Raw genomic sequence first — 16969 nt, 5'->3', positions numbered from 1 at the left:
ACCCTTTAAAGCTGCGGCTTTAAAGGGTTTTTGCTGTTAGATCTGCGGCCTGAGTAGGGGATCAGTCGCCGGAGCGCCACTTTCGGTCGGAGAGAAGGGAGAATCAGTCGCAAATCACTCCGAATCGGTCGCAAATCCGAAAAAATCAGTCGCGCGAAGCTGTCAATCGGTCACACACCCCAACCCACACAAAAAGACGGCAATCCACAAAGATTGCCGTCTTCCACTTTATTTATTTCTTCACTTTCCGCTTCACGATCGATAACAGCTGGTGGAATCCTTCTTTATAAAAAACAAATAATCCAGCAATATAAAGCACAACCCCAAGCGGTACAATAATCATCAGCTGCCAAAGAGAATACAGCTCAGAAATAGGCGTGTACACTTTTAATAAATAAAGAGGCACGGCCATCACCGTCGTAACGATGGTCACTCGTCCAATTAAACCAAACAGTCGAGTGGCTTCTTTTTTCTCAAAATCTTTATAGACAAAAATTGTACTCACTACTAAATAATAAACGGAAACAAACGAGCTTGTCAGCGCCAGGCCAGGGTAGCCGAATGGTCCGACAAACAGCCAGTTCAAAAATAAATTCAACACAATTGTCGTAACACTAATGCGGAAAATAATATTCGTTTTTCCGCGGGCATACATCGATTTTGATACAATGTATTGCAATCCTTGTGCAACAACAATTGGCAAATAATAAACAAGGGCCAAATACGTATTGTGCGTATCATCGGCTGTAAATTTTCCCCGTTCAAAAATAAAGGAAATCGCTTCTTCACCGACGAGGAACAATCCCGCTGCAATCGGAGCAAGCGTTAACAAGGAAATTTGTATCCCCATAAAAAACGTATCTTGAAACTTCTTCTGGTTGTTCACTTGTTCAGACAATAACGTGAAAATGACAACCGCAATCGTCGTTCCATAAATCGTATGCGGAATGCTCGTGATCAAGCTGGCATTGTTCAAATAAGTGACGGCCCCAGCCCCTGTACTGACCGCAAAGGCTTTATTGACAAACATATTAATTTGTCCAACCCCCGCATTTAATAGCGCCGGAACGAGTAAAACGAGAAAGGAGCGCCGGAATTCCTCTTCTACTTTCAGCGTTGGACTCCATTGATACCCTTTTCTAAATAAGAAAAATAACTGAATCGCTATCCCAACGATCGTACCGAAAATGAAACCGTACGCTAAGCTGTTAATGCCCCATTGATCGGAAAACAATAGCGCAAAAATTGCACCCATCAAGGTTGCAGAAAGCTTAGATATTTGTGACGGGATAAAAATTCGCTGCGCCTGCAAATACGAATCCAAAATCCCGTTCAACGCGATCGCACTCATAAATAGGAAGAAAAATTGTGTGATTTCAATCGTAACTTCCGCGGTCAATCCTGTTATTTTTGGGTAGATAATCGGCACAAACCAAGGGCTAAGTAGCCAACCCAACACAGAAATGAACAAAAATATCACGACGGTCACATTCATGACCCCATTGGCATTTCGTTCCGTCGCTTCCGGTGCCTCTTTTTTATTTTTGACATATAGCGGTAAAAACACATTGTTAAACCCGCCCGAAATAATCGCAATCACCAGCGTAATAAACGAAAACGCCAATAAATATCCATCTGTATAACTAGTCGCTCCAAACTCGCTTGCAATAATACTCTCTCGCAAAAAGCCCGAAAGCTTCACAACGAGCGAAAGCACCACAAGCCAAAGAGCTGTCTTCTTTAACGACACGAGCTCCACCTCATTCAAAATATCAATCTAACTAATAATAACACAAACTCCATGAAGGAATATTGTCAGACCCTGTAGAAATATTTGTTTATAGAAAGGAGTGAAAACTTGCTAGTAAAAGAAAGAACCATCCCACTCACAATATCCATATTAGAAGCCTTAGCCCGCAATTTACCTGAACATCACGCCAAACAACTCATCATAGAGGACGAATTGGCCAAAAGCCGAGCAGGACACCGCGGCGAGCAATCAATCGACTACCACTTATCGTTTTTCCCCGATGATCACCTTATCCTCCACAATGTGCGGCTTGCGAGCGGCGACCACTTTTTTCAAATCGACACTCTTATCATTTGTCCAAATATGATCGTCATTCTCGAGGTGAAAAACATCGCAGGCACGCTGTTCTTTGATGAAGCCTTTCATCAACTCATTCGCACCATCGAGGAAAAAGAAGAAGCCTTCCCTGACCCGATTTTACAAGTCTGGCGACAACAACGGCAGCTTGAATCATGGCTCACTTCGCACAAATTTCCCACTATTCCCATCGTACCATTTGTCGTCATCAGCAACCCAAGCACCATCATCAAAAACGATCCCACTCATAAAATCGTACGCCAAACCGTCATCCACGCAAGCGTCATCCCATTTAAATTCGACCGTCTTCACCAAATGTATAAAAACCAGTTACTTTCATTAAAAGAAACGAAAAAAATGTCCCGGTTATTGATCAAACACCATCAACCATATCGTCCTGATCTTCTTCGTCAACTGCAAATTTCCGAAAAAGAGCTATTAACAGGAGCCAAATGTGAAAAATGCCAGCACCAACCGATGCAACGAAACATCGGCAAGTGGCACTGCTCGCGCTGCAATCACTATTCCATCGACGCCCACATTCCAGCACTCACAGACTATGCCCTTCTGCATAGCCCAACGATTACCAACAAACAATTTCGAGATTACTTTCAAATTCAGTCCTCCGCTGTGGCTAAACGACTGCTCGGAGCCATGAACCTGGAACAAAGCGGCAACCGCAGAAACCGAATTTACCATCTTTCATAAAAAATAAACCGAATCCTGGGGATTCGGTTTATTTTTTATGGGGAGCGGGGGTGGATCAGTCGCAGGGGGCACGAATTAGTCGGGAGTGGGCTGTAATCAGTCGCGAATCGTCTACAATCAGGCGGGGATCTAACAAAATCAGTCGCCGCGCGAAAGAAATCAGTTTCGTCCCCGAATCGCCGCTCCGTCTGGCCCTAAGCTACGCCGCCTGAGAGGAGATCAGTCGGAAAAAGTACCCCATCAGTCGGTCGCGAGCCTAAATCAGTCGCAAATCGCCCACAATCAGGCGGGAACCCAGCAAAACCAGTCGCCCTCGCCCAATAATCAGTCGCCCACCACTACTCCATCCCACCCCACACAAAAAACCACCCCGCCAAAGGCGAGGTGGCCCACTCAATCACTCAATCACTCAGTCACTTCACAGCACGCATGTAAATTTCTTCGTATTTCTCGGCTGCGGCCATGTGAGAGTATTCGTCTTCGATTTTCTTGCGCGCTCGGTCGGCGAGCTGTTGACCTTTTGCTGGGTCATCCAGCAGTTCGATCATCGCGGCGGATAGTTCTTCGACGTTTTTCTCTTCGGTTAATAGTCCGTCGACGTTGTGGTTGATGATTTCTTTCAATCCACCAACGGCACAGGCAATCAATGGAGAACCAGAACCCATCGCTTCTAATGCGGAAATCGAAGTGGCTTCTTCTACGCCGGCAGAGTGCACACTTGGCACGAGCGCAACATCAGCCAATGCGTAAAATTCTTTGATCACATCATGCGGAATGGCTCCCAATAAACGAACATTTCCTTCGAGTTTATGTTCAGCGATTAATCGTTTCATTTCGTCCATTGCTTCGCCTGTACCTGCATAAATCAACTGGGCGTTTGGATATTTTTCCAACACAGCTGGCAAGGATAAAATTGGGTAGATGACGCCGTTTTTCTTCGTTAAGCGACGTGGCACGAAGAACACAGGGACGTCCACATCGACGCCGTGTTTTTGGCGAAATTCCGCTTTTTTCTCTTTCTCCGGGCGGAAGTCATCGACGTTAATGAAGTTGCGGATGGCCGTGCCCGTAATGCCAGCTTCGCGCTGCACGTATTCTTTAATGCGTGTATCGACCGTAATGATCGCGCGTGTGCTGCGGTACGCTTTCACTTCTTCTTCCATCAAAAACTTCTCTTCTGGACTGTCTTTTAAAATATTTCCAGCGCTTAACGCTTCATAAGTTAAATAACCATGCACCGTTGACACCACCGGTAGCCCGGCATCAAGAGCCGCAAACGTTGCGTACACTTCCTGCGCGTTGACGACATCGTAATTTTTCTGCTTTACAGCTTCCATCAGCTTCTGCAGCATTTTCTTCCGAGTCTGCAAGCCATATACAAAGCCTTTGCCCTTAGACAATTTATTCATTAAAAAGCCGGGGCCGCGCACTTTCATGTTTTGTTTTAATTCAGGAATGTCACTGAAAGATAGAATATCGACTTCATGACCGCGAGCTTCCAATCCAGCCTTTAAAGTGGCTACATGAGTGGATAGCCCACCTGTATGTGGATAATGGTACACGGTCGCAAGCAAAATCTTCATCCGAAAAACCTCCCCTTACATAAATTTCTTCTTTAATAGTTCAATATTTTCTAAGGCATCGCGGCGCATCGAAGCCGCGTTCACTGCCACCGTCTCACTCAATTCCTGACGGCGAGCAAGCACCTCGCGAGCATTTGCTTTTAATTTCTCCGCATCAAACTCTTCCAAGCGGAAAGAATAGTCCCACATGCCGGAACGCTTCAACAAGCTCTCAACCTTTTTATCATAGCTAATTCCGATATGAGGGACAGCCGTTAAGGCAGAGAAAATTAACGAATGCAGGCGCAAGCCGATCGTCATCTCGCATTCACCGATAAAATTCAAATACTGATTCGGTGTGAAATCGCCAGCCAGTAAATGGCAAGCCTCTGCTTTGTTCATTAATTTCATAACGCGCTTAGAAGCGTCAACATCATGATGACCTTCCATCGGCACAAATACTGGTGTAATGCCTTCTATCGTAATCAATTCATCGAGCGCATCCGCCAATTTTTCATAGTAATCATCATGCTCAAACCATGGGCGCACGGATACGGCGACTAACTTTTCATCCCCACGTAAAGATAAGCTCTTCATGCACGCATCGTCTTCTTTCTTTTGAAAAGCAAAGACGATATCGGCGGTTACCACCGTTTCTGGACGAGTGACGCCTAGCTTGTGCAAATAGTCTTTCGAATACTGGTCACGCACGGTGACAAAATCAGCTCGATTGGCGAAAACCTTCATTAATATTTTGCCCCAAGTCGACGTGACAGGTCCAATCCCTTGGGAGAAAAACATCACTTTTGCCCCGCAAAGCTTCGCTAAAAACGCAATCAATAAATAATAAGGAAGCGGGCCGAACAAGAACTTCGTCGGATAGGTATCTTGAAGCAGTCCACCGCCGCCGCTAATTAATACATCTGCTTGGCGAAGTTCCTTCACTTTTTCCTTATTCTCATGACGCCAGCCGCGATAAACGGTTTTCACATTGTGCTCCTTCGCCGTCTGTTCTGGCGATAAAGAAAACACGGTAATATCTACATCATCGATTTCATTTCGTAAATTATCTACAATCGCTTCTAGGATCGCTTCGTCCCCAGTATTGCCTAAACCATAAAATCCTGAAATGACAACTTTCAACAAGTTAGCCTCCCTCAAGTCAAAAATACGCTTAAAAAGCTAAACTTCATTTTAACATTTCACCCATTCACATTCAACGAAATTAGTGCAAGGTGACATTGAATTTGCTATACTATGTTAAGTTATTAATTTCAATCCACACTAGTAGTTTAGAAAGGATTTTTTGCCATGCAGAAGATTTGTGTTGTTGGTTTAGGGTATATTGGATTGCCAACTGCGGCTGTTTTCGCTCGCGCTGGCTTTGATATCGTTGGAGTAGATGTAAATAAACAAGTCGTCGAAAGATTAAATAAAGGTGAAATCATTATCGAGGAGGTTGGCCTTCCGGAAGTCGTGAAAGAAGTCGTCGATGCCGGTAAGCTTCGTGCCTCACTCGAGCCGGAAGCAGCGGATGTATTTATCATTTCCGTGCCAACGCCGATTCATGAGGATTGCACGGCTAATGTCGAATACGTTAGAAGTGCAACAAAAGCGGTCGTGCCTCATTTAGAGAAAGGGAATGTGATCATTGTTGAATCCACAATCCCGCCGCGGACGATGGATGATGTCGTCGCTCCGATCATTCGGGAAGCGGGCTTTGATCCAGAAAAAGATGTATACCTTGCGCATTGCCCAGAGCGCGTGCTACCTGGCCGCATCTTAATTGAGCTAGTCGAAAATACACGCATTGTCGGCGGTTTAACGAAAGAAGCGACGACAAAAGCAGCCGATGTGTACCGTCAAGTCGTGACAGGTGAAGTGCTTGAAACCGAAGCGGTCACAGCAGAAATGTCAAAACTGATGGAAAACACATTCCGTGATGTCAACATTGCCTTAGCGAATGAACTAACGAAAATTGCCGCTCGTTTGGGCGTTGATGCTCATAAAGTCATTGAGCTAGCGAATCGCCATCCGCGCGTGAATATTCATCAGCCAGGGCCAGGAGTTGGCGGTCACTGCTTAGCCGTTGACCCATACTTTATCGTCGAAAAAGCACCAGAAGAAGCGTTAATGATTCAACTATCACGTGACATTAACAATTCAATGCCGGACTTTGTCATTGAGCAAATCATTAAATTAACGGCTGAGTTAAAAGAGCCAAGAATCGCTCTTTTCGGCCTCACATACAAAGGAAATATCGATGACGTTCGCGAAAGCCCAGCGATTGAAATCGTTGAAAAAGTCTTAGCGAACCCGCGCTTTGATGTGCGCGTTCATGACCCGCACGTTCGCAATGAGCAAGTACCGTTTCCGCTTTCTTCTTTTGAAGAAGCGATCACAGATGCGAACTTAATCGTCATTTTAACGGATCACAATGAATTCAAAGCATTAGATCCACAAGCATTGATCGCCAAGATGGACACATCAGTCATCTTTGATACGAAGAACTGTTCAGGTCTTGAGCAGGAAGCTGCTCTTACGGTGCATCGCATTGGCGACTTAACCAACCTTCAAGCGATCCATGTGAATAAACCAATAAATAATTAGGGTGTTCCAAATGGATAAAGAACAATATTTAGGTGTATCGGTCTCGCCGTATACGTACGATGAAATCATCGATGACGTCAAAGTGCGTATAGCGGAAGGCTTACAATCGACCGTCATTGCCGTCAACCCGGAAAAAGTAATTACCGCTGGCCGCGATCCGCTCGTAAAAGAACTGATCAACGAGTCCACGTACCAAATTCCGGATGGCATCGGTATGATCATTGCCTCGAAGCTCAAAAAAGGTGACATTCGTGAACGCGTCACTGGCGTTGATATGATGGGACGTTTGCTGGAATTTGCCGCACAAGAAGGGCATGGCGTCTTTTTCTACGGAGCGAAGGAAGAAGTCGTGCGCACCGCGAAAGAAAAGCTCGAAGCGAAGATCCCGAACCTTCATGTAGCTGGATATGAAAGCGGCTATGTGCAAGATCAAGAGGCGCTCGTACAGAAAATTAACGAATCGAAAGCAGCCCTCCTGTTCGTGGCGCTAGGAAGCCCGCGACAAGAGCTGTGGATTCGCGAAAATATGCCGAAATTGCCCCATGTGAAAGTGTTCCAAGGGGTCGGCGGTAGCTTCGATGTCTATTCAGGGAAAGTGAAGCGTGCTCCGGCCTTTTATCGAAAATTCGGCTTAGAGTGGCTTTACCGCTTGATGAAAGAACCGAAGCGAATTAAACGCCAAATGGCTTTACCGAAATTCTTACTCAAAATACTTGTAAACAAATAATCTTGAAGGGCTTTAAATCGCTATGCGCTTTAAAGCCTTTCTTGTATTTTGGAGGTGCTATAGATGAAAGTGCTTCATTTAATTAGCGGCGGAGAAAAAGGCGGCTCACGTAAGCACGTCATCACGCTGTTGGAACAATTCTCATCCGAAGAAGTCACACTCGCTGTCTTCCAAGAAGGGCAATTATCGCAAGAAGCAAGGGAGAGCGGCATCCGAACAGAATGCTTCCGCCAAAGCTCGCGCTACGATCTATCTGTCTTGAACAAGCTCGCAAGCTTCATTCAAAAGGAAGGCTTCGACGTCCTACATACCCATGGCCCGCGCGCCAATCTCTTTGGCATTTATCTGAAAAAGAAAACCGGTATCCGCTGGGTGACAACCGTCCATAGCGATCCATCGCTTGACTTCGTTAAATCCGGCCTCAAAGGAAAAATTTTCACTACATTAAGCATGTACGCGGTGAAACAAATGGACGGCTACTTCGCCGTATCGGAGCGCTTTAAGCAAAATTTAATCAAGCTTGGCATCAATGGGGAGAAAATTCAAACCGTCTACAACGGCATCCAATTCACCAACGAAAAAGCGACCCCACTTCCACGAAGCGAATGGGGCTTAACCGATCAAGATTTTGTGATGGCGATGGTCGCACGCCTTCATCCGATTAAAGGGCATACGATTGTGTTTGATGCGATGACAGCTTTTGCAGAAGAAGAGCGGCCTCACTTGCTTCTCGTTGGTGATGGCCCCATTGAAGAGGAACTGATGAATGAAGTAAAGCGTCGTCAACTTGACCGCCATGTTCATTTTTTAGGCTTCCGCAGCGATGTCGACCACATTTATGCTGCCTCCGACTTGGCTCTACTCGCTTCCTTTAGCGAAAGCTTTCCGCTTGCGTTATTAGAAGCGGCCAATCAACACGTTCCGATCATCACAACTGATGTGGGCGGCGTCGGTGAACTCATTCACCACGGACAAACGGGCTGGATCGTGCCAACGAAAGACGCCAAAGCATATGAAGAAGCCCTCCGTGAAGCGATGAATCGTGGGGATCAACTAAAAGAAATGGGCGATCAGCTGTACGATTTTGCTTCCGCTCGTTTTTCGCTGGAGCAACTGGCCGAAGCCCATCGCAGTGTGTATGTAAAATTAACAGATATATAGGAAAGAACTCGTCACCCGAGAGGTCATCTCTCGGGTTTTTTGTGTCCAACGAATGCAACCACTTTTTCAAATCCCTTAACTTTTATTAAAAAAAGTAGAATTTTATCCAAAAATTATAGTATTAACCCTTTAATTTCCTAAGTTAATAGTTTATAATGGTGAAGCTATTATTTTTGAGGTGTATTTATCCCACTATTTACAATGGTAATTTTATGGTTACTAAACTCTTACAAATGTTACAGTTTAGTTGAAAAACGTAAAAGCCGGAAAAAATAGTTGAAAAAAAATAGCACTTTGATAGAATAGTAACTGAGTTTAAATCTGTTAATTTGTCCGAATGTTACATACATATCCACGGATTTCCTATTTAGCAGGGAAAACTCTTGTCACATGTTAAGGAACAATTGGCTTTTTTTGCTGATTGATTTCATATTTTAAAAGAAAACTTTACAAAACAGGAGGAACTATTACATGGCTTACCAACCAAAGTCTTATCGTAAATTCGTTGCTACTGCAGCAACGGCTACTCTAGTAGCAACAGCTGTCACTCCAGCTTTCGCAGCATCAAACAACTTCACAGACGTATCCGCGAAGTATAAGGAAGCAGTAGATTACCTAGTGGCAAACGACATCACTCAAGGTATCAGCGAAACTAAATTCGGCATTGACGAGCAAATCAAACGTGTCGATGCGGCAGTAATGATTGCAAAAGCTCTTAAATTAGATACTGCAAAATATCCAGATTCTGGTTTCACTGATGTTCCTGAGCGTGCACAAGGTGCAGTTAACGCTCTTAAAGCAGAAGGTATCATCAATGGTAAAACAGATACTAAATTCGGATCTGCTGACCCATTAACACGTGGAGAAGTTTCATTAATTCTTACAAACGCATATGACCTTAAAGGTGATGCTGACCTTAAGTTCACTGACGTTTCTGACCGTTACAAAGATGCGGTTGAAGCTTTAGTTGCTAATGGAATCACTCAAGGTAAATCAGAAACTAAATTCGGAACAGCTGACCCAATCAAACGCGGTGAGTTTGCTATTTTCCTATACAAAACTGAAACCCTTGAGAAAGTTGCTCCAACAGTTACTGATGTAAAAGCTACAGGAGCTAAAACTCTTGAAGTAACTGGTAAAGATCTTCAAAACTTAAAAACTGAAAACATCACTGTTTCTGGAAATACAGTTACAGCTATCTCTGCAAATGCAGACGGAACTAAAGCAACAGTTTCTCTAGCTACTAACTTAACTCCTAACGAAGAAACAGTTGTAAAAACAACAATCAACGAAGAAACTAAAGAATTCAAATTCACTTATAAATACGAAGTTAACGCTGTATCTGTAGAAAACGGCACTTTTGACGACGATACTAAAGGTCAAAAAGCATCTCTACTTGTTAACAACGAAAAAGCTGACATTAACTACCTAAATGCAAATGGTTACGCTGTGTCTTTCAAAGCTTTTGATGACAATGGAGTAGATAAAACTGATGAAGTTTTTGCAAATGCTTCTACTGGTGAGCTGAACACGGTTGATGTAACTAATGGTGCTAAAAAATACCAAGTTGAAGCTACTGTATCAAAAGCAGGTTCTATCTTTGTATCAGAAAGAGCTACTATCACATTCACAAACCTAGATAGTGCTGCTTCAGCTATTAGCGCTCATGAATTAACTACAACAACTGCTAAAGGTGAGATCGTACAAAAGAGCAACACATTAGTTGTAGGTGAGACTTCAAAAATCACTGAATTAACTATTGCTGCTGGTTCTGATAAAACAAAAGTAACTAGCGGATTTACTGTTAAATCTTCAAATCCTGCTGTTATTTCTGTTAAAGACAACGTGTTGACTGCAGAAGGACCAGGAACAGCTAAAATCACTGTTACTTACGGTACTTTAACAAAAGATATCGATTTAACTGTATCTGCTAAAAAGCGTGAAGTAGCTAAAGCAACACCTGCAGTATCTCCAGTAAAATTATTAACTAATGGAAAAAGAACAGTTGATGTGAACATGGTAGACCAATATGGTGATCCAGTTGTTGATACAGCTGACGTTACAATCGTTACACCAGAAGGCTTCTTCAAAACAGCTCCAGCTTTCGATCCTACTGTAGATAAAGGCAAAGCTACATTAAATTTAGATGTAGACACTAAATTAGGATCTGGAACTATTTACTTCAAGAAAGACGACAAGTTCCTTGGCAACCTAGCTTTCCAAGTAACTAAAGTAGATAACGTTTCTAAACAAGTTCTAGAAATTATTAAAGAGGATGACAAATCTACTGACTTAACTCTAGTACAAGGTAGCAAAAACGATGCTGCTGTGAAGTTAGAACTTGTTAACTATACTTCTGAAAATGTACGTAATGGTGTACAAGATTTAACTGGTTATACAGCAAAATATAATGACAAAATTGTTGATATCAATGGTGGAACTAATGGTGTAGCAACTCTTGCTGGAAACGACCTTGAAGTAACTGCTAAAAAAGCAGGTTCTACTGATATTGCTATTTACGATAAAGAGAACAAATTTGTTGCTAAAGTAACTGTAACTGTAACTGATAACGCACCAAAAATCACTAAAGTTGACTGGGTTAACCCTGGTACAGTAAATTACAAAGGTGAACAACTTAACTATGTTGATGTTCTTACAGTAACAGAAAGAGATAATGCAGCTGACATTGTTAAAGGCATTACGCTTTCTCCATCAGCTGTAGGACAAGTAAGAATTCAAGATGAAGCTGGTAATTTAGCTGTAGGAGCTCTTTTCCTTGATAAAGATGGAAACGGTATTTTTGATGGGGATGATGTTGAGTTAGGATCTTTAGAAATGACTGCAACTTCTGATTCAAACTTCACAATTGCTGGAGATATTAAAGCTGGAGTTACAACTGCTGCAGGTGACAAAGGAACACTTGTTTATAAAATTAAAGATGCATCTGATGACAAAAACATTGTGGCTACAACTTCTGTAACTGTAGACGTTAAGTAATAATTACTTCGTTAACTCAATCGGTTAATAAATGAAACAAAAAACACCTCGTTGTTCTACACGAGGTGTTTTTCTGTATAACATTTTCTAATCATCCACCCATTCACTGTTTAATGACAGTGAAAATCTTTATGTGAAAAATGCTTCTATAGTTTTAGATTTGAATGGCAATTCTTCAAACAAATAAAGAAAATTATTCCTTGAGAACCTTAATAAGTTTATAATAGTAATGTATGCATATTAAATTAGAAGTTTTATTCCAATTCTATCAATATGTAGTGAAAAGAGGAGGAAATTTGTATGAATCGTAAACCAAAATCTTATCGTAAGTTTATGGCGGCTTCGGCAGCGGTGACGTTGATGGCTTCTGCTGTCACACCAGTAGCTTCGGCAGCTTTTTCTGATGTTCCGAGTGCATATAAAGAAGCAGTTGATTATTTAGTTAAAGAGGGAATCACATCTGGTTATCCGAATGGTGAATTTGGTACGCATAAACAAATTAAACGTGTGGATATGGCTATTATGCTGGCAAAGGCGCTTAAATTAAACACGAAAACAGCGCCAGATTCAGGGTTTACAGATGTACCGAGTCGTGGTGTGGGAGCGGTGAATGCGTTAAAAGCGGCTGGTCTTGTGAATGGAAAAACGGCGAAGTCATTTGGATCGGATCTACCGATGACACGCGGAGAAATGGCTCTTATTCTAACAAAAGCATATAATTTAACAGGAACAGCAGAGTTGAAATTCACGGATGTTTCGCCACGCTATGATAAAGCTGTGCAAGCTCTTGTAGCAAATAATATTACAAATGGACAATCTGCCACAAAATTTGGTACACAGAATCCCATTACGCGAGGCGAGTTTGCCTTGTTCCTATACCGTGCGGACAATTTGAATAAGACACCAGATCTCGAAGTGCGTAATGTAATAGCTCTATCTAAAAATAGTGTACAAGTCACGTTTAATAAAGCGGTGGACAGTGCAACGGCAAGCAACTTTTCTATAGCTGGAGGAACGGTTAAGTCTGTTTCTTTGAACAGTACAGGAACAGTGGCTACTTTAGAAGTAGCTGAATTGATGGATGCAAAAGAATATACTATTTATTTCAATGGCCTTAAATCAGAAGGTAAACCAGCTACACTCCCTTCTCAAACATTTAAAACACCAGAAGCAGTAGTGAAGCAATGGGAATTAAAAGCAAGCGCAGGAACATCATCGTTACTAGCTGATGGAAAGTCATCAACAGACATTACATATCAGCTAGTAGACGCGAAAACAGGCGCAGTAGACACGAATGCAGACAATATCTCCATTGATGTGGAGTCTACAAAAGGTTCATTATCTAGTTCACGCATTACTCTTCAAGATGGTACAGCTAAAGTGAAGTTGACATCACCTGTTAGCACAACGGATGTGACTGCATCTGTTACAGGGAAAATCGCCCAAGCTACAGGAGATTACAGCCATCTCGTTGGAAAAACAGCAGGTACCGTTTCAGTAGTGTTTAAAAAGCCGGCTGAAACACCAGGACAAGTCCCTGTTTTAACTAGTGCATCATCTTCGCAAGCAGATCGTCTAACACTAGTCTTTGATCGGGATATTAAACTAAGCTCACTCGTGCAGACGAATTCTAAAGGTGAATTGCTTTATACGATAGATGGGAAGTCTGGTGAATTTACAAAAGACAAAATTCCATCAGATGTCCAAGCAGGAGCTATTCATCATTACTTATATAATAATAGTTTAGTAGTTAAACAGAACAATGCAGAAAAGAAAGTATTGGGATTAAAACCAGTACCAGGGAACTCTAAAGCCATTGAAGTGATTCTTGAAAAATCGGCTGGCAAGTTAACGAATAATCAAGCAGTGGATATTGAAGTGTCTCCTAAAAATGAAGATGGCCAAAGTGTTAAATCGAGTATGCGTTTCTACTTAACGGATGCCAAGAAACCAGAGGCTATATCTGCACAGGCTATTGGACAAAATCAAGTGAAAGTGAATTTCTCTGAAACAGTGGAGGCGGCTAATTTTAAAATTGATGCACAGTATACAAGTGATAAATTTGATATTAAATACGGTGAATTTAACCCCGCAACATTAGAGGATGACCGTCATACCGCTTTACTGACATTGAATTCTAACTATAACGAAGGAACTTCTGATTCAAAACCAGGTTACTTTACTTCTGGTCAACATAAAGTAGAAGTATCCTCTATTCAAGATATGGTGGGGAATACAGGTGGTACAAAGAATCTTGACTTTACCGTAGCAGCAAATGCAACAAAACCAACTGCTTCTGTAAGAGTGGAATCGCCGGAACAGTTCCGTGTAACATTTAATACACCTGTTAATCTTGATGAAGTAAAGGCTGCATTAAAATTACAAAAATATGATGCATCTACTAAAACATATAAGGATGATACAACGGACTTTGAAGTAACGAAAGTGCCAAATAAGAATGAATATATAGTCGAACTAAAGCAAGACTGGAAAGCAATAAATGGTTCTGCATATAATTATACGAGTGATAAATATCAACTATTTATCCCAGCGAATAGTATTAGCAATACGGCTAACGGTGTGAAAAATGCTGATATCTCTTTAAACTTAAACTATTCAGGCTCACCATTGAATACACTTGATACGAGAAAACCAGCTTTGACATCTATCGAAAGAACAGATGATCCTAATACATTTATTATTACAATGGATGAACCAGTGAAGTTACCGGGTAAAGATAATGCAGGAGATACATTAAGTGATGGGAAGTCATTACCTGATGTTAAAGTAGTATTTACAGGAAAAAATTCTAGTGGAAACGTTGCTACAGTGGAAGGAACAATCATTGATTATGTAGATGATGGCAGTGATACGAAATTTAAGGTGACAGCCGGTCTGCAATCGCTTGTCAATAATGAAGGATATAACAGCAGTTGGACAGTCGTTGTCAAAAATATTACAGATGATGTAGGAAACGAAACAGCAGAAACTACGCCAAGAAGTTTGACGATTAATAAACAGGCAAACAATGTGGACTTCAAATTCCTAGAGGTAACTGGTAAAGCAGGCTTGCCAAATGATACAATCACACTTACATTCTCAGAAGGTGTTCAATATCGAGGCGGTGCCAATGATGCCACTGTACCAAGTGTTTATACACTGAATGGCAGTACATTACCAGATGGAACAACAATCTCTGTAGCAGATAATGATAATAATACAGCAAATGGATTAGAAAAGGTCATTATCTCATTACCTGTAAATACACTTAAAAATGCTTCAAACGTAATTACAGTGAAAAAAGGTCTTCAATCACATGATGGATCTGTTTTAATCGGTGAGAATTCACGTGATTTTACTCCAGGACAATAAAAGGGGACAGGTTTTTTGTCTTTCTAAGTAGAAATTGAATATTTGTAAAGAAGTTCAGAAACAGAGAGTCGTTCATTCGGCTTTCTGTTTTTTTCATCAGTGAAAATGTCGGTTTCATCTTTATCAGATTCCTCATCCGTGTGTCATTCAAGTAAAGCATCTAACTGAGTGTAATGGCTAATATGCCGTTGGATACGAGTTCTTTTTCAGAAGTCGAAACATCCCGTATTATTTTGGTAAAAAATTATTGAATAATTCACTATATTCAGTATAATTAATTGTAACTATAATAACTTTTTTAGTTACTTTGTTCATATCGCTTGATTTCTGATCAGAAATTTTCCGGAAATCGAGTGGTAGAAAACATTTTTGTACACTTTGCCCTCGGTATTCCCACAAAAATGTTTCTTTCAAATAAACAGAAAGAAAGGAATGGATCAGATGAATAGAATGGATACTTTATCATTATGGACTGCGACTGCAAACAGCTATGAAAAAGGAAAGGTTCTAGAAGGGAAGGAGGAGGCGGATGTTGTCATTATTGGCGCAGGTTTCACCGGTCTTTCCTCCGCTTATCATTTGCAAAAGTTGGGAAAGAGCGTGGTTGTTCTAGAGCAAGAAACGATTGGATACGGTGCCAGTGGCCGTAATGGCGGGATGGTCTTGCCGGGTTATAAGCCCACAATGCAGCAACTTGCCAAAAAGTATGGTTCCGAAGAGGCTAGACAGCTAAACGATCTCTCCTTGTTTGGTATTGAACTGGTCAAAAACATTATTGACGAACATCAAATCAACTGTGACTTTAGAAAGACGGGCCATATTGTAGCCGCTTATAAAGCGAAGCATTTTGAAGGATTGAAACAGGAAAGCGAATACTTAAACAAACATTTCGGGTACGAATCAAGAGTGCTTGATCGAAGTCAATTGCATCAGGAGATCGATTCCCCATTTTATCATGGTTGCTTAGTCGACGACGCGAGCTACTCGTTCCAGCCATTGAATTATGCCATTGGTTTGGGAGAAGCAGCTAAATCGCTCGGTGCAAGAATTTTTGAGCATTCGAAAGCATTATCGATTGTGTACGGTCAAAACAGTGTGAAGGTTGCAACCGAAAAAGGTTCTGTTACGGCGAAAGACATTATTGTGGCGACAGATGGTTACTCTGGAAAGATTATGAGTGAGCTGAACAAAGGCGTACTGCCCATTTCGGCACGGATTATTGCCACTGAACCACTTCCCGAATCAGTGGTGAATAAGGTGATTCCGAAAGATCGCATGGTTTTTGATACGAGTAGTTTCCTTTACTATTTCCGTCGTACGCCAGACAATCGAATCGTATTTGGCGGTGGTGATATTCGTCCAAACTTAGATGATGCCGTATATCAAAAGGTTTACAAGGCGATGGTCGACTTGATGCCGAAACTGGCAGGAAGCAAAATTGACTACCGTTGGGGTGGATTTATCGGGGTGACCATTGATACATTCCCGATTATCGGCCGATCGAAAGAAGGCGCCTATTTCGCAACAGGTTATACAGGTCATGGTGCTTCTCTCTCGACATTGTTCGGTAAGTTATTGGCACAATGGATTGTTACAGGGGATGCAGGTGGATATCGATTTGAAAAGGAACGCCTGAAATCATTCCCGTTTCATAATCAGAAAACGATGTTGGTCAATCTAGCGCATGTGGGTTTCAAATTGGTTGATATTTTTGCGTAAAGGAGA

Annotated in this window: 10 protein-coding genes; 7 read left to right on the top strand and 3 right to left on the bottom strand. The window is 41.9% G+C overall.

Features of this window, described 5'->3' with window-relative positions; genetic code table 11:
* Positions 1-232: 232 nt before the first annotated feature.
* Positions 233-1750 carry a murein biosynthesis integral membrane protein MurJ gene (murJ, locus tag WDJ61_RS17085; protein WP_338751921.1) on the bottom strand — a complete coding sequence of 506 codons (1518 nt, stop codon included), beginning with the start codon at positions 1748-1750 and terminating at the stop codon, positions 233-235.
* Positions 1751-1858: 108 nt separating this feature from the next.
* Between murJ and WDJ61_RS17080 the strand changes: the two genes are divergently transcribed.
* A complete protein-coding gene (locus tag WDJ61_RS17080) occupies positions 1859-2815 on the top strand; it encodes a nuclease-related domain-containing protein (protein ID WP_338751919.1) in 957 nt (318 codons plus the stop codon).
* Positions 2816-3228: 413 nt separating this feature from the next.
* Here WDJ61_RS17080 and WDJ61_RS17075 read toward each other — a convergent pair whose 3' ends face one another.
* Together WDJ61_RS17075 and csaB are read right to left on the bottom strand one after the other, a co-directional pair.
* The gene (locus WDJ61_RS17075; protein ID WP_338751917.1) at positions 3229-4398 is read right to left on the bottom strand and encodes a glycosyltransferase family 4 protein; all 1170 of its coding nucleotides are present in this window, start codon (positions 4396-4398) and stop codon (positions 3229-3231) included.
* Positions 4399-4413: 15 nt separating this feature from the next.
* Positions 4414-5520 carry a polysaccharide pyruvyl transferase CsaB gene (csaB, locus tag WDJ61_RS17070; protein WP_338751915.1) on the bottom strand — a complete coding sequence of 369 codons (1107 nt, stop codon included), beginning with the start codon at positions 5518-5520 and terminating at the stop codon, positions 4414-4416.
* Positions 5521-5688: 168 nt separating this feature from the next.
* Here csaB and WDJ61_RS17065 point away from each other — a divergent pair, with 168 nt between their 5' ends.
* The 6 genes from WDJ61_RS17065 to WDJ61_RS17040 all read left to right on the top strand — a co-directional run bounded on the left by WDJ61_RS17065 (position 5689) and on the right by WDJ61_RS17040 (position 16963).
* A complete protein-coding gene (locus WDJ61_RS17065; protein ID WP_338751913.1) occupies positions 5689-6987 on the top strand; it encodes a nucleotide sugar dehydrogenase in 1299 nt (432 codons plus the stop codon).
* 10 nt (positions 6988-6997) lie between these two features.
* Positions 6998-7714 carry a WecB/TagA/CpsF family glycosyltransferase gene (locus tag WDJ61_RS17060; RefSeq protein WP_338751911.1) on the top strand — a complete coding sequence of 239 codons (717 nt, stop codon included), beginning with the start codon at positions 6998-7000 and terminating at the stop codon, positions 7712-7714.
* A gap of 63 nt (positions 7715-7777) precedes the next feature.
* Entirely contained in the window at positions 7778-8875 is a 1098-nt protein-coding gene (locus WDJ61_RS17055; RefSeq protein WP_338751909.1) for a glycosyltransferase family 4 protein, read from the top strand.
* A 471-nt stretch (positions 8876-9346) separates the two neighbouring features.
* Positions 9347-11872 carry an S-layer homology domain-containing protein gene (locus WDJ61_RS17050; protein WP_338751907.1) on the top strand — a complete coding sequence of 842 codons (2526 nt, stop codon included), beginning with the start codon at positions 9347-9349 and terminating at the stop codon, positions 11870-11872.
* Between the two features lie 300 nt (positions 11873-12172).
* Positions 12173-15244, top strand: a complete 3072-nt coding sequence (locus WDJ61_RS17045) for an S-layer homology domain-containing protein (RefSeq protein WP_338751905.1) — start codon at positions 12173-12175, stop codon at positions 15242-15244.
* Between the two features lie 432 nt (positions 15245-15676).
* Positions 15677-16963 carry an FAD-binding oxidoreductase gene (locus tag WDJ61_RS17040; protein WP_338751903.1) on the top strand — a complete coding sequence of 429 codons (1287 nt, stop codon included), beginning with the start codon at positions 15677-15679 and terminating at the stop codon, positions 16961-16963.
* Positions 16964-16969 lie beyond the last annotated feature (6 nt).

This window comes from Bacillus sp. FJAT-52991, from assembly GCF_037201805.1.
Classification (GTDB): domain Bacteria; phylum Bacillota; class Bacilli; order Bacillales; family Domibacillaceae; genus Bacillus_CE; species Bacillus_CE kandeliae.
The sequence above is the reverse complement of the archived record's forward strand: the minus strand, read 5'-3'. Positions and strand labels throughout refer to the sequence as shown.

What these genes read in the sequence shown, in the direction of transcription:
- WDJ61_RS17075 (WP_338751917.1), bottom strand. Translation starts at nt 4,398, where the DNA reads ATGAAGATTTTGCTTGCGACCGTGTACCATTATCCACATACAGGTGGG.
- WDJ61_RS17065 (WP_338751913.1), top strand. Translation starts at nt 5,689, where the DNA reads ATGCAGAAGATTTGTGTTGTTGGTTTAGGGTATATTGGATTGCCAACT.
- WDJ61_RS17060 (WP_338751911.1), top strand. Translation starts at nt 6,998, where the DNA reads ATGGATAAAGAACAATATTTAGGTGTATCGGTCTCGCCGTATACGTAC.
- WDJ61_RS17055 (WP_338751909.1), top strand. Translation starts at nt 7,778, where the DNA reads ATGAAAGTGCTTCATTTAATTAGCGGCGGAGAAAAAGGCGGCTCACGT.
- WDJ61_RS17050 (WP_338751907.1), top strand. Translation starts at nt 9,347, where the DNA reads ATGGCTTACCAACCAAAGTCTTATCGTAAATTCGTTGCTACTGCAGCA.
- WDJ61_RS17045 (WP_338751905.1), top strand. Translation starts at nt 12,173, where the DNA reads ATGAATCGTAAACCAAAATCTTATCGTAAGTTTATGGCGGCTTCGGCA.
- WDJ61_RS17040 (WP_338751903.1), top strand. Translation starts at nt 15,677, where the DNA reads ATGGATCAGATGAATAGAATGGATACTTTATCATTATGGACTGCGACT.